The 24,913-nt window shown below is 72.0% G+C and carries 18 protein-coding genes; 3 read left to right on the top strand and 15 right to left on the bottom strand.

What is annotated here, in order from left to right:
- Positions 1–116 precede the first annotated feature (116 nt).
- Positions 117–2,264: an MMPL family transporter gene (locus tag DDE18_RS03785; protein WP_116570856.1), complete on the top strand. Its 2,148-nt coding sequence runs from the start codon at positions 117–119 to the stop codon at positions 2,262–2,264.
- A gap of 6 nt (positions 2,265–2,270) precedes the next feature.
- Here DDE18_RS03785 and DDE18_RS03780 read toward each other — a convergent pair whose 3' ends face one another.
- The 12 genes from DDE18_RS03780 to DDE18_RS03725 form a co-directional block, all read right to left on the bottom strand.
- Positions 2,271–3,788 (bottom strand): arylsulfotransferase family protein, encoded by a 1,518-nt coding sequence (locus tag DDE18_RS03780; RefSeq protein WP_116570855.1) that lies wholly within the window; start codon positions 3,786–3,788, stop codon positions 2,271–2,273.
- A gap of 40 nt (positions 3,789–3,828) precedes the next feature.
- Positions 3,829–5,055 (bottom strand): endonuclease/exonuclease/phosphatase family protein, encoded by a 1,227-nt coding sequence (locus DDE18_RS03775; protein ID WP_116570854.1) that lies wholly within the window; start codon positions 5,053–5,055, stop codon positions 3,829–3,831.
- Between the two features lie 117 nt (positions 5,056–5,172).
- Positions 5,173–5,889 carry a hypothetical protein gene (locus DDE18_RS03770; RefSeq protein ID WP_116570853.1) on the bottom strand — a complete coding sequence of 239 codons (717 nt, stop codon included), beginning with the start codon at positions 5,887–5,889 and terminating at the stop codon, positions 5,173–5,175.
- 34 nt (positions 5,890–5,923) lie between these two features.
- Complete coding sequence (locus DDE18_RS03765; RefSeq protein WP_116570852.1) at positions 5,924–6,319, bottom strand: VOC family protein; 396 nt, start codon at positions 6,317–6,319, stop codon at positions 5,924–5,926.
- Between the two features lie 99 nt (positions 6,320–6,418).
- Positions 6,419–7,996, bottom strand: coding sequence for a glutamine-hydrolyzing GMP synthase (gene guaA, locus DDE18_RS03760; protein ID WP_116570851.1), 1,578 nt, complete (start codon positions 7,994–7,996; stop codon positions 6,419–6,421).
- Positions 7,997–8,306: 310 nt separating this feature from the next.
- Complete coding sequence (locus tag DDE18_RS03755) at positions 8,307–10,043, bottom strand: GMC family oxidoreductase N-terminal domain-containing protein (RefSeq protein WP_116570850.1); 1,737 nt, start codon at positions 10,041–10,043, stop codon at positions 8,307–8,309.
- Positions 10,043–11,659, bottom strand: a complete 1,617-nt coding sequence (locus tag DDE18_RS03750) for a succinic semialdehyde dehydrogenase (RefSeq protein ID WP_116570849.1) — start codon at positions 11,657–11,659, stop codon at positions 10,043–10,045. Before DDE18_RS03750 ends, DDE18_RS03755 begins: the two co-directional genes overlap by 1 nt.
- An 88-nt stretch (positions 11,660–11,747) precedes the next feature.
- The gene (locus DDE18_RS03745; RefSeq protein ID WP_116570848.1) at positions 11,748–13,466 is read right to left on the bottom strand and encodes a glycerol-3-phosphate dehydrogenase/oxidase; all 1,719 of its coding nucleotides are present in this window, start codon (positions 13,464–13,466) and stop codon (positions 11,748–11,750) included.
- Positions 13,467–13,512: 46 nt separating this feature from the next.
- A complete protein-coding gene (locus DDE18_RS03740) occupies positions 13,513–14,265 on the bottom strand; it encodes an NYN domain-containing protein (protein ID WP_116570847.1) in 753 nt (250 codons plus the stop codon).
- Positions 14,266–14,302: 37 nt separating this feature from the next.
- Positions 14,303–15,409 (bottom strand): GuaB3 family IMP dehydrogenase-related protein, encoded by a 1,107-nt coding sequence (locus DDE18_RS03735; RefSeq protein WP_116570846.1) that lies wholly within the window; start codon positions 15,407–15,409, stop codon positions 14,303–14,305.
- 44 nt (positions 15,410–15,453) lie between these two features.
- On the bottom strand, positions 15,454–16,956 hold the full coding sequence (gene guaB, locus DDE18_RS03730; protein ID WP_116570845.1) for an IMP dehydrogenase: 1,503 nt from the start codon (positions 16,954–16,956) through the stop codon (positions 15,454–15,456).
- Positions 16,957–16,965: 9 nt separating this feature from the next.
- Positions 16,966–17,853, bottom strand: a complete 888-nt coding sequence (locus DDE18_RS03725; RefSeq protein ID WP_245916422.1) for a GNAT family N-acetyltransferase — start codon at positions 17,851–17,853, stop codon at positions 16,966–16,968.
- A 128-nt stretch (positions 17,854–17,981) separates the two neighbouring features.
- On the opposite strand from DDE18_RS03725, the gene DDE18_RS03720 reads away from it, so the two are divergent.
- On the top strand, positions 17,982–19,532 hold the full coding sequence (locus DDE18_RS03720) for an ArnT family glycosyltransferase (RefSeq protein WP_116570843.1): 1,551 nt from the start codon (positions 17,982–17,984) through the stop codon (positions 19,530–19,532).
- Positions 19,533–19,672: 140 nt separating this feature from the next.
- On the opposite strand, the gene groL is transcribed toward DDE18_RS03720, so the two are convergent.
- Complete coding sequence (gene groL / locus DDE18_RS03715; protein ID WP_116570842.1) at positions 19,673–21,298, bottom strand: chaperonin GroEL; 1,626 nt, start codon at positions 21,296–21,298, stop codon at positions 19,673–19,675.
- Between the two features lie 95 nt (positions 21,299–21,393).
- Positions 21,394–21,687 carry a co-chaperone GroES gene (groES, locus tag DDE18_RS03710; RefSeq protein ID WP_116570841.1) on the bottom strand — a complete coding sequence of 98 codons (294 nt, stop codon included), beginning with the start codon at positions 21,685–21,687 and terminating at the stop codon, positions 21,394–21,396.
- Between the two features lie 203 nt (positions 21,688–21,890).
- Here groES and DDE18_RS03705 point away from each other — a divergent pair, with 203 nt between their 5' ends.
- Positions 21,891–23,084 (top strand): class I SAM-dependent methyltransferase, encoded by a 1,194-nt coding sequence (locus tag DDE18_RS03705; RefSeq protein WP_116570840.1) that lies wholly within the window; start codon positions 21,891–21,893, stop codon positions 23,082–23,084.
- 4 nt (positions 23,085–23,088) lie between these two features.
- On the opposite strand, the gene DDE18_RS03700 is transcribed toward DDE18_RS03705, so the two are convergent.
- Positions 23,089–24,879, bottom strand: coding sequence for a glycoside hydrolase family 3 N-terminal domain-containing protein (locus DDE18_RS03700; protein WP_165821006.1), 1,791 nt, complete (start codon positions 24,877–24,879; stop codon positions 23,089–23,091).
- Positions 24,880–24,913 lie beyond the last annotated feature (34 nt).

Here is a 24,913-nt window from a genome sequence, read left to right as displayed (position 1 = left end):
GGCGGCCCTGAGTGCCGGAATCCTTCCCGGCGGAGTGAGCGACCCCGAGACGATCTCGGGGTCGCCTCAGGGAGATATCGGATGCGAGCGTCCCCGGGATCTGCTCAACTTTGAGCATGCATCGTCAGATCGCCGGCAAGCTGACCGGCCCTGTGACCAAGTGGATCGTGCTCGTGGCCTGGCTCGCCGTGTTCGGCGGCTCCTTCGTCTTCGCGGCCAAGCTGGCCGACGTGCAGAACAACGAGGCCTCCTCGTGGCTGCCCGAGTCGGCGGAGTCCACCCGTGCCTTCGAGAAGCTCGCACCCTTCCAGGACCCCAACGCCATCCCCACCCTGGTGGTCTACCACCGCGACGGCGGCCTGACCGAGGCCGACCGCGAGGCCATCGAGCAGGACGCCCGCGAGTTCGCCGCCATGGAGGGAGTGCCGGAGCCCGTTGAGGGCAAGAGGCCACCCGTCGTCAGCCCCGCCTTGGCCGAGCAGTTCGGGTCGCCCGCCGTCTCCGAGGACGGCACGGTTGCCCAGACGATGGTCACCTTCGACCTCGGTGCCGACGGGTGGAACAAGATGCCCGACATCGCCGACGACCTGCGTGACGCCGCGCAGATCGACGGCGTGGACGTCTACGTCGCGGGGGCAGGCGGCCAGGCCGCCGACGCAGCCGAGGCCTTCGGCGGCATCGACACCACGCTCCTCGGCGCCACGCTCGGCATCGTGGTGCTGATCCTGCTGTTCACCTACCGAAGCCCGGTGCTGTGGATCCTGCCGATCTTCAGCGCCGTCGTCGCGCTGTTCGTGTCGCAGGCGCTCATCTACTTCCTCGCCAGGTATGCCGACCTCACCGTCAACGGCCAGTCCTACGCCATCCTGACGATCCTGGTGATCGGCGCCGGCACCGACTATGCCCTCCTGCTCGTCGCCCGCTACCGCGAGGAGCTGCGCCGCCACGAGGACCGCCACGAGGCGATGGCCTTCGCGCTCCACCGGGCCGCCCCGGCGATCCTGGCGAGCGCCGCCACCGTCGCGCTGGGCATGCTCTGCCTGCTCTTCGCCGACATGAACTCCACCGCCGGCCTCGGCCCGGTGGCGGCGATCGGCATCGGCGTCACCTTCGTGGTGATGGTGACCCTGCTGCCCGCCCTCCTGGTGATCACCGGCAGGTGGATCTTCTGGCCCCGTCGCCCCGGGTTCGGCTCCGCCGAGCCGACCCAGGCCGGCCTGTGGGCGAAGGTCGGCCGCTGGATCACGCCGCGGCCCCGGCGGGTCTGGGTCGTCACCAGCGTCATCCTCGGGGTGGCGTGCCTGGGCCTGCTGCGCCTCGACACCAACGGCCTGGCGACCGAGGACTCCTACACCCAGGAGTTCCAGTCGATCACCGGCCAGAAGGTGCTGGAGGACGCCGGCCTGGTCGACCAGTCCAACACCGTGATGGTGGTGGCCAATGCCGGCAGCGAGGACGCCATCGTCGACGCGCTGACGGGCCTGGACAACGTGGAGCCGCCCAAGGCGCCCGTCACGGCCGACGGCGTGACGTTCGTGGAGGCGGCGATCGGGTCCGACCCGGCCTCGGCCGAGGCGTTCGCCACGGTGGAGCGGGTGCGGGACACCGTGCACGCGATCGACGGTGCCGACGCCCTCGTCGGTGGCGGCTCGGCCTTCTACCTCGACACCAAGGACGCGGCCAACCGGGACAACATCGTGATCATCCCGATCATCCTGCTCGTGGTGTTCCTGATCCTGATGGCCCTGCTGCGGTCGCTGGTCGCCCCGCTGATCCTGATCGCGACGGTGGTGCTCTCCTTCGGCGCCGCGATGGGCATCTCGTCGCTGCTCTTCGAATACGTCTTCGGCTTCGCCGGCTCGGATCCGGGCTTCCCGCTGTTCGCGTTCGTGTTCCTGGTCGCCCTGGGCATCGACTACAACATCTTCCTGATGACCCGGGTCCGCGAGGAGACCATGGAGTCCGGCACCCGCAAGGGCTCACTGGTGGCCCTCGCCTCCACCGGCGGCGTGATCACCTCGGCGGGGCTGGTGCTGGCCGCGACCTTCCTGGTGCTGGGCACGATCCCGGTCGTCTTCCTGGCCGAGCTCGGCGTCGCGGTCGCCCTCGGCGTCATCCTGGACACCATGGTGGTCCGCTCGGTGCTCGTCACCGCGATCAACATGGACCTGGGCGGGAAGATCTGGTGGCCGAGCAAGCTCGACACGGCCGACGAGGAGCTCACGGCGGAGGCGGCGGAGGAGCCCCTCGAGACCGTGCACTGAGCAGGGTCAGACCTGCAGGACGCGGGAGCGGCCGAGCACTCGGCCCTCCCCGTCGAGCGCCTCGGCCAGGACGTACGCCGGCGCGGAGGCCAGCGGCACGGCGGTCTCGAACCCGGTGCGCTCGACGGTCGCCTCCTCACGGAGGCGGCCGGGCTTCGCGCCGGTGAGCACCCGCCACCGTGCGACCTCGGTGGCGCCGTTCCAGCTCACGTAGGCCTGGCCGTCGGGGCCGATGGCGAGGTCGGGCGGCGTCGCCGGACGGCCGCGCCACGGGTGCCGGAAGGACCGGTAGGAGCCGAGCCCGAGCCCCTGCAGCTCGAAGACCGCCACTCCCGACTCGTCGAACTCGGTGAGCACCGGGTCCATCCCCCATCCGACGACGACGTGGCCGTCCTCGAGGTACTGGGCGTTGCCCATCGCGTAGCCGTAGTGGTCGTCGTAGCGGAGCGCGTGGACGAGCGCGGCGGTGCGAGCCTCCTCGTCGATCTCGAACTTGAGGGCGGCCGAGACCGCATCGGTCTCCTCGGCGGGCTCGTGGTTGTCGTAGAGGGTCACCGTGCCGTCGGCGTGGCGCCGCGCGTCGTGCTGCCAGCCGAACTCCCCACCCTCGGGGACCTCGATGTCGCTCTCCTTGCCACCGAAGCGCCAGAGGATCTCGCCGGTCCGACGGTCGACGCGGTAGAGCGCGCTCGTGTGCCGGGCGGAGAGCAGCAGGGCGTCGCCGTCCTCCGCGACGGAGTTGAGGTGGATCGGGTCGAAGGGCCTGGCCTGCGACTCACCCTCGCCCCCCTCCACGTCCCGCTCGCGGATCGTCTCGGCGATCCCGATGTGCTCCAGGCCGTCCCAGTCGAAGAGGACCTCCCCGGTCGCGACGTCGATCTCCTGGACCTGCGCGCCGTAGACCCAGCCCTCGGCCGGGCCGCCGATGTCGGTGAGGTCGGCCGGCAGGACCGGGTAGGCCAGCAGCAGCGCCGTACCCCGCTCGGTGAGCTGGAACTCGTGCAGGTCGGCGATCTGGCCGTTACCGCAGCGCACCTCCGCCACGGGCAGGTAGCGCTCGTCGAGGATGACTCCCTTGCCGTAGCCGACACCCTCGAGCACCTGGCCGGTCCAGTACGTCAGGACCGGGCGTCCGCGGTAGGTCTGCACCCGCAGCTCGGTGCACGCGTTGCCGTCCGGCTCGATCCAGACGGGCTCGCCCGCGTTGTCGTAGACCACCCCGCGGAAGACGGGGCTCCGCGGGGTGGTGAAGAGCAGGCCGGCGGAGAGCGCGGCCCCCTCCGCCCGCCAGGCCGTCACCTCGACTGCGGTCAGCTGCGTGGAGACGAAGCGGCGTACGGCGGGGGGCGCGGGCGATGCGGGTGGCTCCGCCTCGCCCTCGGCCGGCTCCTGCGCGTCGCCTGTGCGTGAGCTGACGACCGCCCAGCCCCCACCGACTGCCGCGGCACCCAGGAGTGCACCCGCGCCGCCGATGAGGATGTCCCTGCGGGTGGTGCCGAGCGAAGGTGACGCCGAGTCGTTCATGGACCACAAGGTAGCGCCCGACCACCCGGCGTCACCGGGATCAGCGAAGGTCCACCCAGACCTGGCGGTGGTCGGAAGTCGGGACGAACGGGAAGTCGCCGGTCAGGTAGTAGAACCGCTGGTTCTCCTTCGGCCAGAAGATGCCGGACTCGACGATCTCCAGGTCGGAGGAGGGCAGCACGTAGTCCGCGCGCAGGTTGCCGGGTCCTCCGCAGCACAGGCGGTCGTCGAAGTCGGCAGTGTCGAACACGGGGTCGGACTCGTGCGAGGCGTTGGCGCCTCCCTGGGTGCGCGCGGCCCACGGTCCACCCGCGGAGGTGGGGGCGTTGCTGTCGTTCACGCGCGGGTGGTCGAGCAGCAGCTGCGCAGAGCCGGGCACGGAGTCGCCGTCGAGAGGGTCGGAGTTGAGGTCGCCCGCGATCACGAAGCGCTCGGACGCCGGGAGCCCGCCGTACTGCCCCTCGTCGTCGTAGATGTAGGACGAGACCTCCTCGTCAGGGTGGACGTAGTCGGCCCAGAAGCGGATCTCGTCGTGGTTGCGCCGGCCGTTGCGGTCCTCGGCGGTGTCGAAGACCGGCGGCGTCGGGTGGGACACCAGGAAGTGGATGGTCTCGCCCTCGACGTCGATCGGGACGTCCCAGTGCGACTTGGAGGAGAGCCGGAAGTCCTCGAGCTCCTCGGCGGAGTACCAGTCGGCCGGCTCCGGGGTGGCCGCGCCATCCGGCAGCAGCGCCCCGGGCATGTCGGCCCACCTGAAGGTCTGGAAGCTGCGCACGGCGTCGGTGTCGATCGGGTGCTGGGAGTAGACGACCATGCCGTACTGGCCGGGGAAGGCGCCGAAGCCGTAGGCGTCGTTGCCGCCGCCGACGGTGCCGTTGTTGTCCAGGTCGTGGCCGCTCGGCACACCGGTGTTGGAGGGCGCGATGTAGGCGTAGGGGTAGTCGATCGGGTCCGAGCCGTGGTGCGCCACCTCGAGGTAGTTGTCCCGGAACAGGTCGACCGCGCGCGGGTCGTAGTCGAACTCGTTGATCAGCAGGACGTCGGGGCGGACCCGCTGGATCGTCTCGGCGACGTTGGCCGCCTGCTGGTTGTCCGGCGTGGACAGGTCGCGGACGAGGTCCCCCTCGTTGAAGCGGTTGAGCGAGGCGTTGAACGTGGAGAAGCGGACCGGGTCGCTGTCCTCTGTGGGTGCTGCGTCCGCCGTGACGGGCAGGGCGAGCAGGGGTGGGCCACACAGGGCAGCGGCGAGCAGGGGTGCGCGTCGCATCGATTCCTCCGAGCAGGTGTGGGGTGCGAGCCAGCCTAGGGAGGACACCTCGAACGCGCACCACCTCTCCGGTGGACGCCCGGTGAACGACCGGCCGCAGGCCGAGCGCAGTCGAGATCAGCGCAGCCCGAGGTCGGCGCACCGGCGCGCCGTCTCGCCCGAGCAGAGCGCGTCGAGGTCGACCACGCCCTCCTTGACCAGCACCTCGGCGAGCTCGTCGCGGGTGACCACTTCGGACTCGAAGAGCCACGCAGGGACGCCCTCGTGCTCCGTGGCACCGTCGACTGGAGTCTGCGACGCGAGCCCGACGGCGACGTCCGCCGCCTGCTCGCTCATCGCCCGGGCCGGCACGAAGACCATCGACCTCGACTTGCCGGAGACCACGTCGCGGGCCGCCTCGACGTCGTCGCCCGCGTCCGTGTCGGAGCTCCCGTCGGGCGGGGCGGAGTCGAGGCCGACGAACCGGTCGGCCCCCGGCACCAGCTCGCCGAAGGCGACCACCGGCACCTCCCCCGCACGCGTCGTGAGCTCCTCGGCGGCCTCGACGTCGACCGGCTCGAGCACGAGCACGGCGGCGCCGGCGGCGAGAGCCTGGTCGACCAGGCGCGCCTGCGTGTCGGCGTCGCCGGAGGCGTCGTACACCTCGACGGCGCAGCCGTCGCACCGCTGCCCCACGCGCTGCTCGAACGCCTCGATGTCTGCGGGCTGGGCGTGGGTGTCCTCGGCGTCGGCCGCGACGAAGGCCACGAGCACGGGGTCGTCGTAGCGGCAGCCGGCCAGCGACGTGGGCAGGGCGGCGGCGATCAGGGCGAGGGCGGAGAGGCGGCGGCGCATGTCGCGGGACATCGTACGGCGGGCCTGGCAGGCCTCAGGAGCCGACGACCAGTTCGACCTCGAAACCTTCGGAGCTCTCGAGGTAGAGCGCCGTGTGCGCGTCTCCTCCCGCATGCGGGTAGCGGTCGGCGAACAGCTCGTGCCAGCCGTGGGCCGACGACTCGGCGCGGATCCGGTCGAGCAGCGGTCGGTCGCTGACCGTGAGGGCGAGGTGGTTCACCCCCGGCCGCAACCGGTCGTGGGGCTCGTCGCGCTGGTCCGCGGATCGCTCCAGGAACAGGTAGGTGCCGTCGGGGCCGACCCAGGACGCACCCTCGAGGTCGACCTCCCAGCCGAGCTCGCCGAGCAGCCAGCCCCACTCGTCCAGGGCCACGTCGAGCTCGGAGACCCAGAGGTCGAGGTGGTGGACGGCGCGCATGCTGTCACTCATGGGCCTGACTGTAGGCGAGTCCGCTGCGGTCGCGGCCAGCACAGAGCGACTCCCGGGGGCTGGGGAACGACCGGCAGGCCCCGTTGCTGAGGCCTCGGCTCACTCCCACTCGATGGTGCCTGGGGGCTTGGAGGTGATGTCGACGGTCACCCGGTTGACCTCGGCGACCTCGTTGGTGATGCGCGTGGAGATGCGCTCCAGGAGGTCGTAGGGCAGCCGGGCCCAGTCGGCGGTCATCGCGTCCTCCGAGGTGACGGGGCGCAGCACGACGGGGTGGCCGTAGGTGCGGCCGTCGCCCTGGACGCCAACCGACCGCACGTCGGCCAGCAGCACGACCGGGAACTGCCAGATGTCACGGTCCAGGCCGGCCCGGGTGAGCTCCTCGCGCGCGATCGCGTCGGCCTCGCGCAGGATGTCGAGGCGCTGGCGGGTCACCTCGCCAATGATCCGGATGCCGAGCCCGGGACCGGGGAACGGCTGGCGCCACACCATCGTCGACGGCAGGCCGAGCTGCTCGCCGACGGCGCGCACCTCGTCCTTGAAGAGCGTGCGCAGCGGCTCGACCAGCTCGAACTGCAGGTCCTCGGGCAGCCCGCCGACGTTGTGGTGCGACTTGATCGTGGACGTGCCGGCTCCCCCACCGGACTCGACGACGTCGGGGTAGAGCGTGCCCTGGACCAGGTACGCCGTGTCGCCGCGCTCCTCGGGCGCCAGCGACCCGAACACCCGGACCTCGGCAGCCTCGAAGGTGCGGATGAACTCCCGGCCGATGATCTTGCGCTTCTCCTCGGGGTCGCGCACGCCCTCGAGGGCCCCCAGGAACTGGGCCTCGGCGTCGACGACGTCGAGCGCGTCGAAGACCTCCTCGAAGTCGCGGCGCACCTGCTCGGTCTCGCCCTTGCGCATCATCCCGTGGTCGACGTAGACGCAAGTCAGCCGGTCGCCGATGGCGCGCTGCACGATCGCGGCAGCGACGGCGGAGTCGACGCCTCCGGAGAGTGCGCAGATGGCGCGGCCCTTCTCGCCGACCTGCTCGCGGATGCGGTCGACCTGCTCCTCGACGATGTTGAGCATCGTCCAGGTCTGGCGGCAGCCGGCGATCTCGTGGAGGAAGTGCTCGAGCACCTGCTGGCCGTGCTCGGAGTGGAGCACCTCGGGGTGCCACTGCACTCCGGCGAGACCACGAGCGACGTCCTCGAAGGCCGCTACCGGCGTCACGTCGGTCGAGGCGAGCACCGTGAAGCCCTCGGGCGCGGCCGCGACCGAGTCGCCGTGGGACATCCACACCTTGTGCTCGGTCGGCAGGTCGGCGAGCAGCCGGCCCGGCTCGACGACCCGCACCGGCGTGCGGCCGTACTCGCGGGCGCCGCTGTGCGCGACCTCGCCCCCGAGCCCCTGGGCCATCAGCTGGAAGCCGTAGCACATGCCGAAGACCGGCACCCCCGCCCCGAAGAGCGAGGCGTCGATGCCCGGCGCGCCCTCGGCGTACACCGACGACGGACCGCCGGAGAGGATGATCGCCTTCGGCTTGCGGGCCAGGAGCTCGGCCACCGGGAGCGTGTGGGGCACGATCTCGGAGTAGACCCGGGCCTCGCGCACGCGGCGGGCGATCAGCTGAGCGTACTGGGCCCCGAAGTCCACGACGAGGACGAGGTCGTGGTCGGCAGGTGAAGTCACTGTCGGAGTCTATCGGCGGGGCCGGCTGAGGCCGTGGGCGGCTGACTGAGGTCTCGACCCGCGGTCACGGCCTCGCAGACTCGGCCGTGCGCTCGCTCGACCTCCTCGCGTTTCCGCGCTTCGCTCCGCTCAGCGCGGAAGGCTCGGAAAGCACCAGGGCCCGACCGGGGAGGGAGGGTGGTCGGGCCCTGATCGTCCACGCAGCTGCCTGGACTGACGTCTCGGCCACTGGGAGGGAGCATGGCTGCCGAGCCGTCACAGGGAAAAACGAACCCCGCCACAGCGGGTTACGCCGGGTGTCGAGGAATTTTCAGGTGACCTGGACGAGCGGCAGCCGCAGGGCGCCGGGCGCCGACTCGGGCACCAGCGGGCTCTTCGGCGCCACCGGGCTGACCTGCGCATATGCCTCGCCGAGCTCGGGGCGTGGGTCGGCCTCGCCCTTGTTCGGCCAGTAGGACATCGCCCGCTCGGCCTGGGCCGTGATCGTGAGCGAGGGATTGACCCCGAGGTTGGCCGAGATGGTCGAGCCGTCGGCGATGTGGAGGCCCGGATAGTGGTAGACCCGGTGGAACGGGTCCACCACGCCGGTGTCCGGGGAGTCGCCGATGGTGCAGCCGCCGATGAAGTGGGCCGTCAGGGGACGATCGAGCGGCTCGCCGATGCTGCCGAAGAACGACCGACCTCCCATCACCTTTCCCAACCGGCGCACCACGTCGTAGGCGACGGGGATGTAGGTCGGGTTGGGGGCACCGTGGCCCTGCTGCGACGACATGTAGCTGACGCCGAGGCGCTTCTTCCAGACGGTGGTGATGGAGTTGTCCAGCGTCTGCATGACCAGGGCCACCACCGTGCGCTGGGACCAGCTGCGGACGCCGTAGATGTCCCTGAGCGTGCTCCGCGCCCCCCACAGCTGCTGCAGCCAGCTCCTGAGGCGGGACACGCCCTGGACGTCGTCGACCAGCACCGTGGACATCAGGGGCATCACGTTGGGGCCCTTGCCGTAGCGCACCGGCTCCACGTGGGTGTGCTCGTCGGGGTGGAAGGACGACGTGATGGCGACGCCCTGGCTGTAGTCCACGGACGTGTCGGGTGCGATGGCGCCGAGGATCGCCTCGGAGTTGGTCCGGGTCAGCATGCCGAGCCGGTCGGAGATCTCCGGCAGGTCGCCCTCGGCCTTGAGCCTGTGCAGCAGGCGCTGGGTGCCGAGCGCGGCCGCGGCGAAGACGACGTGGTCGGCGGTGAAGGTCTTCACAGCCGTACGCCGCGACAGCTTGGCCTTGGTCCACCGCGCCTCCACGACGTAGCCGCCGCCCTCGCGGGGCCGCACGCGCGTGACCGTGGTGAGGGGGTGCACCTTCGCCCCGCCCTGCTCGGCGAGGTAGAGGTAGTTCTTCACCAGGGTGTTCTTGGCGCCGTGGCGGCAGCCGGTCATGCACTCGCCGCAGCCGGTGCAGGTCCTGCGCTCGGGGCCGACCCCACCGAAGAACGGGTCGTCGGCGCGCTCGCCCGGCTGCTCCCCGGGACCGCCGAAGAACACCCCGACGGGCGTGGGGTGGAAGGTGTGGCCGACGCCCATCTCCTCGGCGACCTTCTGCATCACGTCGTCGGACGGGGTGCGGAGGGGGTTCTCGACGACGCCGAGCATCCGCTTCGCCTGGTCGTAGTAGGGGGCCAGCTCGGCCTTCCAGTCGGTGATGTGCGACCACGACGGGTCGCGGTAGAAGGGGTCGAGCGGCTCGTAGAGCGTGTTGGCGAAGACCAGCGACCCACCGCCGACGCCTGCCCCGGCCATGATGAAGCAGTCGTTGACCATGTCGATGCGCTGGATGCCGTAGCAGCCGATCTCGGGGCGGAAGAGGAACTTCTTCGCGTCGATCGACGTGGCCGCGAAGTCCTCGTCATGGAATCGCGCGCCCGCCTCGAGCACCCCGACGCGGTAGCCCTTCTCGGTCAGCCGGAGCGCCGACACGGAGCCGCCGAAGCCGGAGCCGATCACGAGGACGTCGTAGTGGATCGGCCCGCTCCGGCCGGCTCGGTGCTGCGCCATCAGGCCTTCCCGAGCTTCTTCATCGCGCGCAGCCCGAGCGTGAACAGCTTGGCGTTGGTCTCCTCGGACATCCCGAGCATCGGCGCGATCGGCACCAGGCGCTGGGTGGCGACCGACTGGGCCTCCGTGTAGCGGTGGATGCCCTCGGCACCCTGGCGGCGGCCCATGCCCGAATCGCGCATGCCGCCCATGGGCGCGGCCAGCGAGCCGAACGTCGCGCCGTACGCCTCGTTGATGTTGACCGTGCCGCACCTGAGCTGGCGGGCGAGCGCCCGGCCGCGGGCGCCGTCGCGGGTGTAGATCGAGGCGTTGAGGCCGTAGTCACCCTCGTTCGCCCGGGCCACGGCGTCGGACTCGTCGTGGAACCGGTAGAGCGAGACGACCGGCCCGAAGGTCTCGTGGCCGAAGCAGGTCATGTCCGGCGTGACGCCCTCGAGGATGGTCGGCTCGAAGAAGTACGGGCCGAGGTCGGGCCGGGCCCTGCCGCCGGCGAGCACCCGGGCCCCCTTGGCGACGGCGTCGTCGACGTGCGCCTGCACGGTGTCGAGCTGGTCCTGCGAGATCAGCGAGCCCATATCGACGCTCCAGTCCAGGCTGGCACCCAGCGTCATCGCCTCGGTGCGGGCCACGAAGCGCTCCACGAAGCGGTCGTAGACCTGGTCGGCCACGAAGAGGCGCTCCATCGAGACGCACAGCTGGCCGGCGTTGGAGAAGACCCCGCGTACGGCGCCGTCGGCGGCCCGCTCCAGCGGCGCGTCCCGCAGCACCAGCATCGGGTTCTTGCCGCCGAGCTCGAGGGAGCAGCCGATCAGCCGGTCGGCGCACTGCTGGGCGACGATCCGGCCGGTGGCGGTGGAGCCGGTGAAGCAGATGTAGTCGGAGCGCTGGATCATCGGCGCGCCGAGCTCGCGCCCGGGGCCCGCCACGACCTGCCACAGGTCGGCCGGCATGCCGGCCTCCTCGAGCAGCTGGGTGGCGAGCAGAGCCGTCAGCATGGTCTGGGCGTCCGGCTTGGCGACCACGGCGTTGCCGGCCATCAGGGCGGGCAGGCCGTCGCAGATCGCCATGGTGAGCGGGTAGTTCCACGGCGAGATGATGCCGACGACGCCCTTGGGGATGCGGTTGATCTCGGTGCGGGTGGCCCCGGGGATCATGCCCGCGACGCGGCGGGTGTCGAGGTGCTGGTGCGCGGTGCGCGCGTAGTAGCGCGCCGTGAGGGCGAGGTGGGCCAGCTCGAGGTAGGCGTCCTTGCGGGCCTTCCCGGACTCCAGGCCCACGAGGTCCAGCAGCTCGTCCCTACGGTCGAACAGGAGGTCGTGGTAGCGCAGGAAGATCGCCGAGCGCTCCTCCAGCGGCGTGCGCGCCCACGCGACCTGCGCCCGCCGGGCCCGCGCGAAGGCGGCGTCGACGTCCTCGGCGCCCGACTGCGGGATGTGCGCGAGCGGCTGGCCGCCGAGCGGCGACGCCACCTCCGCGGTCCGGCCGGTGGTGCTGACGACGCGGCGGGTGAGCCCGGCGACGTAGCCGGGCTCGAGGGCGTAGGAGGCCCTCGGGTCGTGCTCGGGGTCGTGCGGGCCGTCGACGAGCGGGCCCGTCTGGGGGTTCTGCGCACTCATATTGCCGAGCCTAGGTGCGGGACGGGCTTGTTGACTACCGTTCAGTAAGGATGTGAGACGGTCGCCACACCCCCCGGCACCTCGCGGTTCAGACGATGTCGGGCGCGCGGACGCGGGCCTCGTCGGCCTCGTGGTCGGTGGGCATCAGCTGGCTCTGCCGCTCGGCCTCCACGCGGCGGAGGTAGTGGTCCACCTCGTCGTCCAGGCGGGCCTGGTCCCAGCCCAGCGCGGACGCCATCAGCTCCGCCGCGGGCCGCGCGGCGTGGAGGCCGCGGTCGAAGGTCTCGATGGAGATCCGCGTACGCCGCGTCAGGACGTCGTCGAGGTGGCGCGCGCCCTCGTGGGTGACCGCGTAGGCGACCTCCGCGGCGAGGTAGTGCTCCGCGCCCTCCAGCGGCCGGCCGAGCTCCGGATGCTCCCGGACCAGGTCGAGGACCTCGTCGATGAGACCGCCGTACCTGCCCAGCAGGTGGTCGATCCGGCCGACGTCGAGCCCGGAGGCGCGGCTGAGCGCGACCCGCTGGTTGGTGCGCGCCTCGTAGGCCCACGCCCCCACCAGCGGCACCCGCTCGGTGATGCTGGGCGGCACCCGGTCGGCGTCGCGGAGGGCATGGTCGACCGCGTCGCGCGCCATCACGCGGTAGGTCGTCAGCTTGCCGCCGGCGATCAGCACCAGGCCGGGCACGGGGCTGGTCACGGTGTGCTCGCGCGAGAGCTTGGAGGTGTCGCCGCCCTCCTGCCCCTGCTTGCGGCGCACCGGCTTGAGCAGCGGGCGAAGGCCGGCGTAGACGCCGACCACGTCGTCGTGGTCGAGCGGGTCCTTGAGCAGGGTGTTGACGTGGCCGAGGAGGTAGTCGATGTCCGCGCGGCTGGCCGCGGGGTGGGCCAGGTCGTGCGTCCACGGGGTGTCGGTGGTGCCGATGATCCAGAACGCGCCCCACGGGATCACGAAGAGGACCGACTTCTCCGTCTTGGTGATGAAGCCGCACTCCGAGCGGATCCGCTGGCGCTGGACCACGAGGTGGATGCCCTTGCTGGCGGCGACGTCGAGGGTCGCCTCTCCCCCGATCAGCTCCTGCACCGCATCGGTCCACACGCCGGCGGCGTTGATCACCGACCTGGCGCGGATCTCCAGGTCGACGCCGTTCTCCAGGTCACGCGCGACCACGCCGACGACCCGATCGCCGTCCCGCAGGAACCCGGTCACCTTGGTCCTGGTCGCGATCTGCGCGCCATGGTCGGCGGCCGTGCGGGCGATCGTCATCACCAGGCGGGCGTCGTCGACCTGGCAGTCGTAGTAGCGCACGGCGCCGTGGAGGTCCTCGGTGCGCAGGTCCGGGGCGATCCGGGCGAGCTGCTTGCGGAAGACATGCTTGTGCTTCGGCACGCCCATGTCCTGGCGGCCCGTCATCGCCATCACGTCGTAGAGCGCGATCCCCGACCCGACGTACGGGCGCTCCCAGGCCTTGTGCAGCGGGTAGAGGAACGGCACCGGCCGCACCAGGTGCGGGGCGAGGCGGGTGAGCAGCAGGCCGCGCTCCTCCAGCGCCTCCTTGACGAGCGCGAAGTCGAACATCTCCAGGTAGCGCAGGCCGCCGTGGACCAGCTTGCTGCTGCGGCTGCTGGTGCCGGAAGCGAGATCGCGCTGCTCGAGCAGGCCGACGCGCAGGCCACGGGTGACCGCGTCGAGCGCCGCACCGGCGCCCACCACGCCGCCGCCGACCACCAGCACGTCGAGCTCACCGGAGGCCATGGAGCCGAGGGCGGCGGCCCGCGACGCGGGGTTCAGCGCGAGCGGAGTCGTCATGCGAGCCAGTCTGTCAGGAGCGGCATCGATCGTGCGCCGGCCAGCCTCAGCGGCGAGATTTCTCCCGGATGCGGATCTGGCTGCCGCGGCCCTCGCCCGACGACGTGCGCTCCACCTCGAAGAGCCCGATCGCCGTGATCAGGTCGACGAGCTTGGCATAGCCCCACGAGCGCGGGTCGAAGTCGGGCGACTGCTTGGCGATGTGGGAGCCGACGGCGCCCAGGTGGGCCCAGCCCTCGTCGTCGGAGGCCGCCTCGACCCCGCGGCGGCACAGGCTCAGCAGCTTGGCGTCCTGGCGCAGCGCCTTGGCGGAGAGCTTCGTGGCGCGACCCGAGGCCTCGGGGGTGTCGGTGTCGGTGGCCCGCAGCACGTCCATGTAGACGAACCGGTCGCACGCGGAGACGAAGGGCTCGGGGGTCTTCCGCTCCCCGAAGCCGAAGACCCTCACGCCCGACTCCCGGATGCGGGCGGCGAGCCGGGTGAAGTCACTGTCGGAGGAGACGAGGACGAACCCGTCGAAGCGCCCCGTGTAGAGCAGGTCCATCGCGTCGATGATCATCGCGCTGTCCGTGGCGTTCTTGCCGGTCGTGTAGCCGAACTGCTGGATGGGCTGGATCGCGTGCTTGTTGGCGGCGTCCTTCCATCCCCGCAGCTGGGGCGTGGTCCAGTCGCCGTAGATGCGCTTGACCGACGCGACACCGAACCGGGCGATCTCGGCGATCAGGGCGTCACTGCCGCCCGGCTGGGCGTTGTCGGCATCGATGAGGACGGCGAGCTTGGCGTCCGGGGTCTCGGGCATGCCCCGACCCTACTGACGAGGCACGGCCGGATCATCGTCAGCTGACGATGACCTCGACCCGCTGGAACTCCTTGAGGTCGGTGTAGCCGGTCGTCGCCATCGACCTGCGGAGGGCGCCGACCAGGTTCATGGTGCCGTCGGCGACCCGGCTGGGACCGAAGAGGATCTCCTCCAGCGTGCCGACCGAGCCGAACTCGACCCGCTGTCCGCGCGGCAGGTCCGGGTGGTGGGCCTCGCCGCCCCAGTGGAAGCCGCGGCCGGGCGCGTCGGTGGCCCGCGCGAGCGGGGAGCCGACCATCACGGCGTCGGCGCCGCAGGCGATCGCCTTGGCGATGTCGCCCGACCGGCCGATGGAGCCGTCGGCGATCACGTGGACGTAGCGGCCGCCCGACTCGTCGAGGTAGTCGCGGCGGGCCGCGGCCACGTCGGCCACCGCACTGGCCATGGGTACGGCGACGCCGAGGACCGTGCGCGTGGTGTGGGCTGCTCCCCCGCCGAAGCCGACCAGCACGCCCGCCGCGCCGGTGCGCATCAGGTGGAGCGCCGCCTGATAGGTCGCGCAGCCGCCGACGATCACCGGCACGTCGAGCTCGTAGATGAACTCCTTGAGGTTGAGCGGCTCGGCCTGGCTGCTCACGTGCTCCGCGCTCACCGTGGTGCCGCGGATGACGAACATGTCGACGCCGGCGTCCACGACGGCGTCGGCGAACTCCTTGGTCCGCTGCGGCGACAGCGACCCGGCCACGGTCACCCCGGACTCGCGCACCTCCTTGAGCCGCGCGGTGATCAGCTCGGGCTTGACGGGCTCGGAGTAGATCTCCTGCAGGCGTCGCGTCGCGTCGCCGCCGCGCAGCCCGGCCACCTCGTCCAGCAGGCCCGACGGATCGTCGTACCTCGTCCAGAGGCCCTCGAGGTTGAGCACGCCCAGGCCGCCGTGGCGGCCGAGCTCGATGGCGGTCGCGGGCGACATGACCGAGTCCATGGGCGCGGCGACGATCGGCAGCTCGAAGCGGTAGGCGTCGATCTGCCAGGCGACGCTCACCTCCTCGGGGTCGCGGGTGCGTCGCGACGGCACGATGGCGATGTCGTCGAAGGCGTAGGCACGCCGGCCGCGCTTGGCCCGGCCGATCTCGATCTCAGTCACGCAGGCAGCCTATCGGCGCCGCGGGCCCGGCCCGCCTGATGGGCTCAGCGACCGGAGTAGTTGGGCGCCTCGACGGTCATCTGGACGCCGTGCGGGTGGCTCTCCGTGAGCGAGGCGGAGGTGATCCGGACGAACCGGCCCTTCTCCTGCAGCTCGGGGACGGTGCGCGCGCCGACGTAGAACATCGACTGGTTGAGGCCGCCGATGAGCTGGTGGGCGACGGCGGCCAGCGGGCCGCGGTAGGCGACCTGGCCCTCGATGCCCTCGGGCACGATCTTGTCGTCGCTGGCGACCTCGGCCTGGAAGTAGCGGTCCTTGGAGTAGGACTTCTTGCCGCGGCTGCTCATTGCGCCGAGCGAGCCCATGCCGCGGTAGGACTTGTACTGCTTGCCGTTGACGAAGACCAGGTCGCCCGGCGACTCCTCGCAGCCGGCGAGCAGCGAGCCGAGCATCACCGCGTCGGCGCCGGCGACGAGCGCCTTGGCGATCTCGCCCGAGTGCTTCATGCCGCCGTCGGCGATCACCGGGACCCCCGCTGGCCTGCAGGCCAGCGACGCCTCGTAGACGGCCGTCACCTGCGGCACCCCGACCCCGGTGACGACGCGGGTCGTGCAGATCGAGCCCGGGCCCACGCCGACCTTGACCGCGTCGGCGCCGGCGTCGACGAAGGCCTGCGCGCCCTCTCGGGTCGCGACGTTGCCGCCGATCACTTGCACGTGGCGGGTGGCCGGGTCGGTCTTGAGCCGCTTGACCATGTCGAGCAGCAGGTGCACGTGGCCGTGCGCGGTGTCCGCGACGAGCACGTCGACGCCGGCCTCGGTGAGGCGGGTCGCGCGGTCCCAGGCGTCTCCGAAGTAGCCGATCGCGGCGCCCACCAGCAGGCGGCCGTCGGCGTCCTTGGACGCGTGGGGGAACTGCTCGGACTTCACGAAGTCCTTGACCGTGATGAGGCCACCGAGGCGGCCGTCGGCGTCGATCAGCGGGAGGCGCTCGCGCTTGTGCCTGCGCAGCAGGGCGGTGGCCTCGTCGCGGCTGATGCCGACCGGGCCCGTGATCAGCGGCATCCGGGTCATCACCTCGTCGACCTTGGTGGTGGCCCACTCCGCGACGGGGGTGAACCGCAGGTCGCGGTTGGTGATGATGCCGAGGAGGCGGTTGTCGACGTCCACGACGGGCAGCCCGGACACGCGGTATTCGCCACAGATCCGATCGAGGTCCTCGAGCGTCGCGTCGGGGCCGATGGTGACGGGGTTGGAGATGATCCCGGTCTGCGTCCGCTTGACGAGGTCGACCTGGTAGGCCTGGTCGTCGATCGAGAGGTTGCGGTGGAGCACGCCGAGGCCGCCCTCGCGCGCCATCGCGATGGCCATCCGCGACTCGGTCACGGTGTCCATCGCGGCGCTGACCAGCGGCACCTTGAGACTGATCTCGCGCGTCAGCCGCGAGGTCGTGTCGATCTCGCTCGGGGCCAGGTCGGACTCTCCCGGCAGGAGGAGTACGTCGTCGTACGTCAGGCCGAGGGTCGCGAACTTCTCCGGGATCTCCACTCGCACATTCTACGGGGCGGCTCGGTGCCCGCTGGCCGCGAGGTCACGCAGCGGCACGCGCACGGTCAGCACGTCACCCGACATCCGGATCCGCCCGCGCAGACCGGATCCGAGCACCATCGGCAGCACCGCCTGGTTGTCGGCGTGCGTCAGGAGCAGCATCTCCTCGTCGCCGAGCCGGCCCGCGACCCGGGCCACCTCGAGGAGCAGCCGGGACCCGATGCCGCGCCGGCGCCAGGCCGGGTCGACCTCGAGGACCAGCCGCCGGATCCCCGGGGAGGCCTCCTCGGCCAGCACGGCCTTGCCGACCGGCGTACCCGCCACGACGGCGCTGACCGCGTAGTCGTCGGCGACGTAGTCGGGCGTGACCCCGGAACCGAGGCGGCGGCCCGGCTCGCTGCTCGCCACCGAGTCCCGGCCCCGGGCGAGGACATCGGAGACCAGCTCGGCCATCGCGTCCCCCCGGGCCTGTTCGGTGGCGGTGAACGGCGCCTGGCGGTGCACCTGCACCGAGACGTCGCCGACGGTCATCTCCATCGAGTCGTGGTCGACGGCGCCGATCGGCTCGGGCTCGGCGTCGAAGAGCTGGGCGACGACCTCGGGGAAGCGGGCCGGCTGCGACAGGATCGCGCGGGCTGCCTGGACATATCGGGTCGACTGGTCGACCAGGGCCGCCTCGGTGCAGGGGTGGGCCACGACGGCGTGCGCTCCGGCGCGCTCGACCAGCGCCTCGATGGCACCGGCCTCCCAGCCGGCGGGGACCCGCACGATCAGCTCGTCGGTGACGGCGTCGACTCCGGGGAAGACCTGCAACCCGAGGATGTTGACGCCCGCGGCGCCACACTCGGCCGCCAGCGTGGCCAGCGCTCCCGGACGGTCGGGCAACGTGGCCCGCACTCTCCACAGCATCGGCTGTTCCCCCTCGCACTTCGCGGACTCTGCTGACGCCACTGTGCGCGGGCGATGTTGCGGGTCAGGGGCGGGGTTGTTTCGGGCGCGAAAACCCCGATGAGAGGCTTCTCCCCATGGTCAGCGCCCGGGTGATGATCTGGACGGCGGCAGTGCTCGCCGCCCTGGGCAGGTTCCCCTCTGCGCTGTGGCCGCTTCGGCCCGACGAGGCGGGCTTCCTCCTCGTCGCCCGCGCCTGGGACCCCCAGCCGGACAGCATGTTCGGCCACTTCTGGGTCGACCGGCCGCCGCTGATCATCGCCCTGACGCGGCTGTCCGACTGGATCGGCGGCCCCTACTTCCTGCGCGTCATCGCGGCCCTGGGCTGTGCGGTGGTGGTGCTCAGCTGCGCGGCCGCGGGGCGCCGCCTCGCGTCGTACGCCGGGGTGTCGCGGCCGGAGCGGGTGGCGGCGTGGACCGCGTGGCTCGCCCTCGGGCTGGTCTCCACCGCGATGGTGGACGCGGTTTCGGCGAAGGGCGAGGTGCTCGGCATTCCGCTCGTGGCGGCGTCGTGCTGGCTGGCCCTCGAGGCGCTCATCCGGCCGTCGTGGCGCTGCGCCGCCCTCGCCGGCCTGCTGGCGATGTCGGCCGTCGGCTTCAAGCAGAACATGGTCGGCGGGCTGGTCTTCGGCGGCGTCCTCCTGGTCGTGGGCGCCCTCGCCCGGCGAGTCACCTGGCCGCAGGCCGCCCGGCTGGCCGGCGCCGCGCTGGCCGGCGCCGCCGTGCCGGTGGTGGCGACCCTGGCCTGGGCGCTGGCGGAGGGGGTGCGGCTGAGCACCCTCTGGTACATGGTCTACGGCTTCCGGGCCGACGCCTACGAGACCATCTCGACCCAGCCCACCGCCGCACCCGACGAGCGCGCCGGCAACCTGCTGATGATCTTCTGCGTGACAGGCATGGCCCTGGTCGTGCTCTGGCTGCTGCTCAACCTCCCCCGCGTGCTGGGGCTGCTGCCCGTCACGGCGTGCGCGGTGATCGCGATGCTCGCGGTCGACGCCGCGGGCGTGGTCCTGAGCGGCAGCTACTGGCGTACCTACCTCGTCATCCTGGTGCCGCCGCTCTCCCTCGCGCTCGCGACGGTGCTGGTCGCCGACGAGTTCCCCCCGCGGCGCACGCTCCACCGCACCCTGGCGCTGATGACCCGCTCCGTCGTCGTGCTGACGGTGCTGAGCAGCCTCACGTCGCTCGTCGAGTGGACCGTCAACTGGGCGCGGGGCCAGGCTCCGACGGAGTACTGGACCGGCGCGGCCATCGGCGCCGCCGCCGAGCCGGGCGACACCCTCGTCGTGTACGGCGGCCGCGCGGACCTCCAGTTCGCGAGCGGCCTGCCCTCGCCGTACCGCCATCTCTGGTCACTGCCGATGCGCACCCTCGACCCCGGCCTCAAGGAGCTGCGCGCGCTCCTCAAGGGCCCCGACGCACCCACCTGGTTCGTGGAGATCACCGAGCTGGACACGTGGAGCGAGACGGGGACCAAGCCGATCGAGAAGGAGCTGATCCAGGGCTACCAGGCGGTCGGCACCGCCTGCGGGCAGTACCGGATCTACCACCTCAACGAGCCGGAGCCGACCCTGCTCGCCGTCGACTGCGACGACCCGTGGCGGGCCTTCCTCGGCCACCCCTGGTGAGTCCCCGCTGACGCAGCAGCTCAAGGAGCGTCGAGTCGGCGCATCTGCACGCCCGAAATGCACCGAGTCGGCGCATCTGCACACACGAACGTGTGCAGATGCGCCGACTCGAGGGTCAGTGCGCGTGCGGACGCGCCGACTCAGTGGCCGTGGCCGTGCCCGTGGCCGTGACCGGCCGCGGCCGGCTCCTCCTCCTCGGGCTTGTCCACGATCAGCGTCTCGGTCGTGAGCAGCATGCCCGCGATGGACGTGGCGTTGACGAGCGCCGAGCGGGTCACCTTGACCGGGTCGAGCACGCCCTGGGCGACCAGGTCGCCGTACTCGCCGGTCGCGGCGTTGAAGCCCTTGCCGGCGCCGAGCTCGCGGACCTTGGTGGTGACGACGTAGCCGTTGTCACCACCGTTCTCGGCGATCCAGCGCAGCGGCTCGTCGGCTGCCTTGCGCACCACGCGCACGCCGACCGCCTCGTCACCGACGAGGCCGAGGTCGTCCTCGAGCACCGAGACGGCGTGCACGAGCGCGGAGCCACCGCCGGCGACGATGCCCTCCTCGATCGCGGCGCGGGTCGCGGAGACGGCGTCCTCGATGCGGTGCTTCTTCTCCTTCAGCTCCACCTCGGTGGCGGCGCCGACCTTGATCACGCAGACACCGCCGGCCAGCTTGGCCAGGCGCTCCTGCAGCTTCTCGCGGTCCCAGTCGGAGTCGCTGGACTCGATCTCGGCCTTGATCTGGTTGACCCGGCCCTCGACGGCGCCGGAGTCGCCCGCACCCTCGATGATCGTGGTGTTGTCCTTGGTGATCACGACCCGGCGGGCCTGGCCGAGCACCTCGAGCCCGACCTGGTCGAGTTTGAGGCCGACCTCGGGGGCGACGACGGTGCCGCCGGTGAGGACCGCGATGTCCTGCATGATCGCCTTGCGGCGGTCACCGAATGCCGGGCTCTTCACCGCGACGGCGTTGAACGTGCCACGGATCTTGTTCACGACCAGCGTGGACAGGGCCTCGCCCTCGACGTCCTCGGCGAGGATGAAGAGCGGCTTGCCGGCCTGGATGACCTTCTCGAGCAGCGGCAGCAGCTCGGCGATCGAGGAGATCTTGCCCTGGTGCAGGAGGATGTAGGGGTCCTCGAGGACGGCCTCCATGCGCTCGGGGTCGGTCACGAAGTAGGCCGAGATGTAGCCCTTGTCGAACTGCATGCCCTCGGTGAAGTCGAGCTCGGTGCCCATCGTGTTGGACTCCTCGACGGTGATGACACCGTCCTTGCCGACCTTGTCGAAGGCCTCGGCGAGCAGCTCGCCGATGTGGCTGTCGCGCGACGAGATGGTCGCGACGGAGGCCATGTCCTCCTTGGACTCGACCTCGCGGGCAGCCTCGCGCAGCGCGTCGCCGACGGCCTCGGCCGCGGCGTCCATGCCGCGCTTGAGACCCATCGGGTTGGCGCCCGCGGCGACCGCGCGCAGGCCCTCGTGGACCATGGCCTGGGCCAGCACCGTGGCGGTGGTGGTGCCGTCACCCGCGATGTCGTTGGTCTTGGTGGCCACCTCCTTGCAGAGCTGGGCACCGAGGTTCTCGAACGGGTCGTCCAGCTCGATCTCCCGCGCGACGGTCACGCCGTCGTTGGTGATCGTGGGGGCGCCCCACTTCTTGTCGAGGACCACGTAGCGGCCCTTCGGGCCGAGGGTGACCTTGACGGCGTTGGCGAGCGCGTCGACGCCGCGCTCGAGCGCGCGGCGGGCGTTCTCGTCGAACTCCAGGATCTTGGGCATTCAGATGCTCCTCAGGAGAAGGGGAACCGCCCGGGACGTCATACGGCGGGCGACCGACTGGCCGCCGCTCGTATGACGTCTCCGGGCGGAGGGGATCAGGAAACGACAGCCAGCACGTCGCGGGCGGAGAGGATGAGGTACTCGTCGCCGGCGTACTTGACCTCGGTGCCGCCGTACTTGCTGTAGATGACCTTGTCACCGACCGCGACGTCGAGCGGGACGCGGTTGCCGTTGTCGTCGATGCGACCCGGGCCGATGGCCAGGACCTCGCCCTCCTGGGGCTTCTCCTTGGCGGTGTCCGGGATGACCAGGCCGGAGGCGGTGGTCTGCTCGGCGTCCAGCGGCTTGACGACGATGCGGTCCTCGAGGGGCTTGATGTTGACCGACACGATTGTCGACCTCCACTTTCTCGAACTCGGTTACACAGGGAGCGGGTCTGCTCCCCGGACGTGTGGTGCCTGCTCCTGCGTGCGCCGTCGCGGGGATCGCATGCCATCGCAAGCTGGCACCCTCGGGGTGAGAGTGCCAATGACGACGTTAGCACTCCCCCGGAACGAGTGCCAGACAGGCATCGCGCTGACAGGATGCGGGGGTGGACCTCGAGACGGCGACGTGGCTGCTGACCGACGACGGGCGGCGCCTGGTCGACCTGGCCATGACGGCGTACGTCGACCACGCGGGCGATCCGGTGCGTGCCGGCACCGCGCTGCGGAAGGCAGCGCCGGAGGCCGAGGCCGCGCACGCCGCCGCCGCGATGACCCAGGTCCAGCTGCGGGAGCGGGCGGTCGCCAAGTTCGGCGAGCTGGCCCCCCATCTCTTCCTCACCCCCGACGCCCTCGAGCAGGCGACCCGGATGCGCGTCGCCGAGCACCGGGCGGCCCGGGTCGCGGCAGCGGTCCCTGCGGGGACCGTGATCGACCTCGGCTGCGGCATCGGCGGCGACCTGATCGCCTTCTCCCGAGCGGGGCTGATCGCTGCCGGAGTCGACACCGACCCGGTGCGGGTGGCCTTCGCGCAGGCCAACCTCGACGCACTGGGCCTGGCTGGCGCCGTCCAGGTCGCCGACGCGACGGCTGTCGACGTGGGCGGCTTCGGCGCGGCGTACGCCGATCCCGCCAGGCGCGGCGGGCGTGGCCGGGTCTTCGACGCGGAGGGCTGGACGCCGCCGTGGTCGTGGGTGCTCGACCTCCTCCATGGCCGCGCGGTCGTCAAGGTCGCGCCCGGCATTCCGCACGAGATGCTGCCCGAGGGCGTGGAGGCCGAGTGGGTGAGCGAGGCCGGCGACGTGAAGGAGGCGGCGATCTGGTCGCCCGCGCTGGCCACCACCCCGCGCCGGGCCACCGTGATCGGCACCGGCGGCCTGGCCACCCTCACCGCCGAGGACGACCCGTTCGACGGCCAGCCGCGGCCCCTGCGACCGCTGGGCGGCTTCCTCTACGAGCCGGACGGCGCCGTGATCCGGGCCGGCCTCGTCACCGCCGTCGCGGCCGGTGTCGGCGGCGGACTCCTCGACGAGCACATCGCCTACGTGACGTCCGACGCGCCGTTCCGCACCCCCTTCGCGCGGTCCTATCGGGTCGTCGAGGAGCTGCCCTACCGCGAGAAGCAGCTCAAGGCGGCGCTCCGTGAGCGCCGCATTGGCCGGCTGGCGATCAAGAAGCGGGGCGTGGCGGTCGTGCCGGAGCAGCTGCGCAAGCGGCTCGCGCTCTCCGGCGAAGAGGAGGGCACGCTCGTGCTCACCCGGGCGGCGGGCCAGGGCACCGCGCTGCTGGTCGAGCCGCTCTGAGCGGCTAGCAGCCCCGCCGCTCGACGCCGGCCACGTCGACGGGCACCGTGCCCGTGGCGCGCGCCTTGCCGAGCAGCACGTCGACGAGCGCGGACATCGCGCCGATCGTGTCGCCGTACGTCGCGATCCGCACCGGCGCGGAGACCTCGCCGAGGGCGTACGGTGTGTCGACGGCGACGGCGATCTCGCCGTCGTAGGTGCCGGAGTCGTAGCCGCTGAAGCCGATGCTCGTGCCGGCTGCGAGGCGCGCCTCCTCGGCGCGGTGCCAGGCGGCGAGCTCCTGCTTCCGGCGCCGCTCCGCCGCCGCCCAGGCACGCCGGCGACGCTCGAACGCCGCCTTCTTCTCCTTCTTCTCCCGCGCCGGCGGTGGCGTGGCCTGTGTGAGGTGGGCGGGCACCGCCCGGCGGAGGAGTACGCCGAGCCCGGCGGCCCGCGCGGCGGCGATGAAGTTGGCCACCGCCACCGGGTCGCCGGTGGGCGTCACGCTGCCCGCGACCAGCCGGCCACGGCAGGGGCCGGCCACCACGGTGAGCGCGCCGGCCGACAGCGCCCGCGAGGCGGCACCGCCGGAGCCGGGCGGCGCGCCCCGACGCTGGGCCGGGGTGCCGCGGAAATGCAGCAGCAGGGCGACCTGGCGGGCGGCCGCCTGCTCGAGCCGCCGCCGGGTCAGCGACCCGGTCCGCACCGCGCGGACGATCCCGGCGCGCGCCTCTGCCGGAGCGGGCGGCATCAGGAGGACGTCGTTGCCGGCGCGCAGGGCCTGCACGGCCGACTGCGCCGGGGTACGACCGCGGGCGACGCCGGCCATCGAGAGCGAGTCGGTCACGACCAGGCCGTCGTGGCCGAGCTCGTCGCGCAGCAGCCCGGTGACCACCTTGCGCGACAGGGACGAAGGGACGCGTGGGTCGATGGCCCGGACGTCGAGGTGGCCGACCATGATCGCCGGCACCCCCGCGTCGATCGCGGCGCGGAAGGGCACGAGGTCGACGGCCTGGAGCTGCTTGCGGGTGCGGGTCTGCACCGGGAGGGTGAGGTGGCTGTCCTGCGGCACCGACCCGTGGCCGGGGAAGTGCTTGACGACCGGCACGATCGAGGCGGCCTGGTAGCCGGCCAGGGCGGCCCCCACCGCGGTGGCCACCTGTTCGGCCCGGGAGCCGGCCGAGCGCGACCCGATCGTCGGGTCACCTGGCCCGGCCGTCACGTCGGCGTCGGGCGCGAAGACCACGGTGAAGCCGAGCCCGCGGAGCTCGGCGCCACTGGCGCGGGCGGCCCTGCGGGTCAGATTGAGACTCTTCGCGGCCCCGGCGCTCATGAACGTGGGGAACCTGGTCGCGTCGCCCTTGACCCGCTCGACGATGCCGCCCTCCTGGTCCACCGAGAGCCACAGCGGCCAGCGCCGCGGCACCTGGCGGGTCAGGGCCGCGTTGACCGCGCGGATCTGGCTGGTGGAGGCGACGTTCTCGGCGAAGGCGATCACTCCGCCGAGGTGCAGGTCACGCACCAGGGCCACCGGCGCCGCGGTGCCCTGCCACTCGGCGACGATCACCTGGCCGGCGAGGTCGGGGAGCGGCATCCTCCTCACCAGCCGGACGGCCTGCTCGAGCTCCGCCTGGCCCGGCCCCCACCCCGTCGTCAGGCCGAGTCGTTCGGCCGGGCTCGGCGGGGGCTTCGCCTCGGCGCCGGAAGAGGCGCCGGGCGACGAGGTAGGCGTCTCGGGCCCGGGGCCGCCGTCACCGGAGCATGCCGACAGCGCCAGCGCGAGCGCCAGCACCCCGGTCGCGACCCTTCTCGGCACCCGACCATCCTCGCAGCACGCCACCGGGCACCCC

This window comes from Nocardioides gansuensis, assembly GCF_003076135.1.
Taxonomy (GTDB): domain Bacteria; phylum Actinomycetota; class Actinomycetes; order Propionibacteriales; family Nocardioidaceae; genus Nocardioides; species Nocardioides gansuensis.
Note: the sequence above shows the minus strand (reverse complement) of the source record. Positions and strands in the feature narration are given on the sequence as shown.

Excerpts from the sequence above, each read along its gene's own strand:
- DDE18_RS03785 (WP_116570856.1), top strand. The coding sequence starts at position 117 with ATGCATCGTCAGATCGCCGGCAAGCTGACCGGCCCTGTGACCAAGTGG.
- DDE18_RS03780 (WP_116570855.1), bottom strand. The coding sequence starts at position 3,788 with ATGAACGACTCGGCGTCACCTTCGCTCGGCACCACCCGCAGGGACATC.
- DDE18_RS03775 (WP_116570854.1), bottom strand. The coding sequence starts at position 5,055 with ATGCGACGCGCACCCCTGCTCGCCGCTGCCCTGTGTGGCCCACCCCTG.
- DDE18_RS03770 (WP_116570853.1), bottom strand. The coding sequence starts at position 5,889 with ATGCGCCGCCGCCTCTCCGCCCTCGCCCTGATCGCCGCCGCCCTGCCC.
- DDE18_RS03765 (WP_116570852.1), bottom strand. The coding sequence starts at position 6,319 with ATGAGTGACAGCATGCGCGCCGTCCACCACCTCGACCTCTGGGTCTCC.
- DDE18_RS03755 (WP_116570850.1), bottom strand. The coding sequence starts at position 10,043 with ATGGCGCAGCACCGAGCCGGCCGGAGCGGGCCGATCCACTACGACGTC.
- DDE18_RS03750 (WP_116570849.1), bottom strand. The coding sequence starts at position 11,659 with ATGAGTGCGCAGAACCCCCAGACGGGCCCGCTCGTCGACGGCCCGCAC.
- DDE18_RS03745 (WP_116570848.1), bottom strand. The coding sequence starts at position 13,466 with ATGACGACTCCGCTCGCGCTGAACCCCGCGTCGCGGGCCGCCGCCCTC.
- DDE18_RS03740 (WP_116570847.1), bottom strand. The coding sequence starts at position 14,265 with ATGCCCGAGACCCCGGACGCCAAGCTCGCCGTCCTCATCGATGCCGAC.
- DDE18_RS03720 (WP_116570843.1), top strand. The coding sequence starts at position 17,982 with ATGGTCAGCGCCCGGGTGATGATCTGGACGGCGGCAGTGCTCGCCGCC.
- groL (WP_116570842.1), bottom strand. The coding sequence starts at position 21,298 with ATGCCCAAGATCCTGGAGTTCGACGAGAACGCCCGCCGCGCGCTCGAG.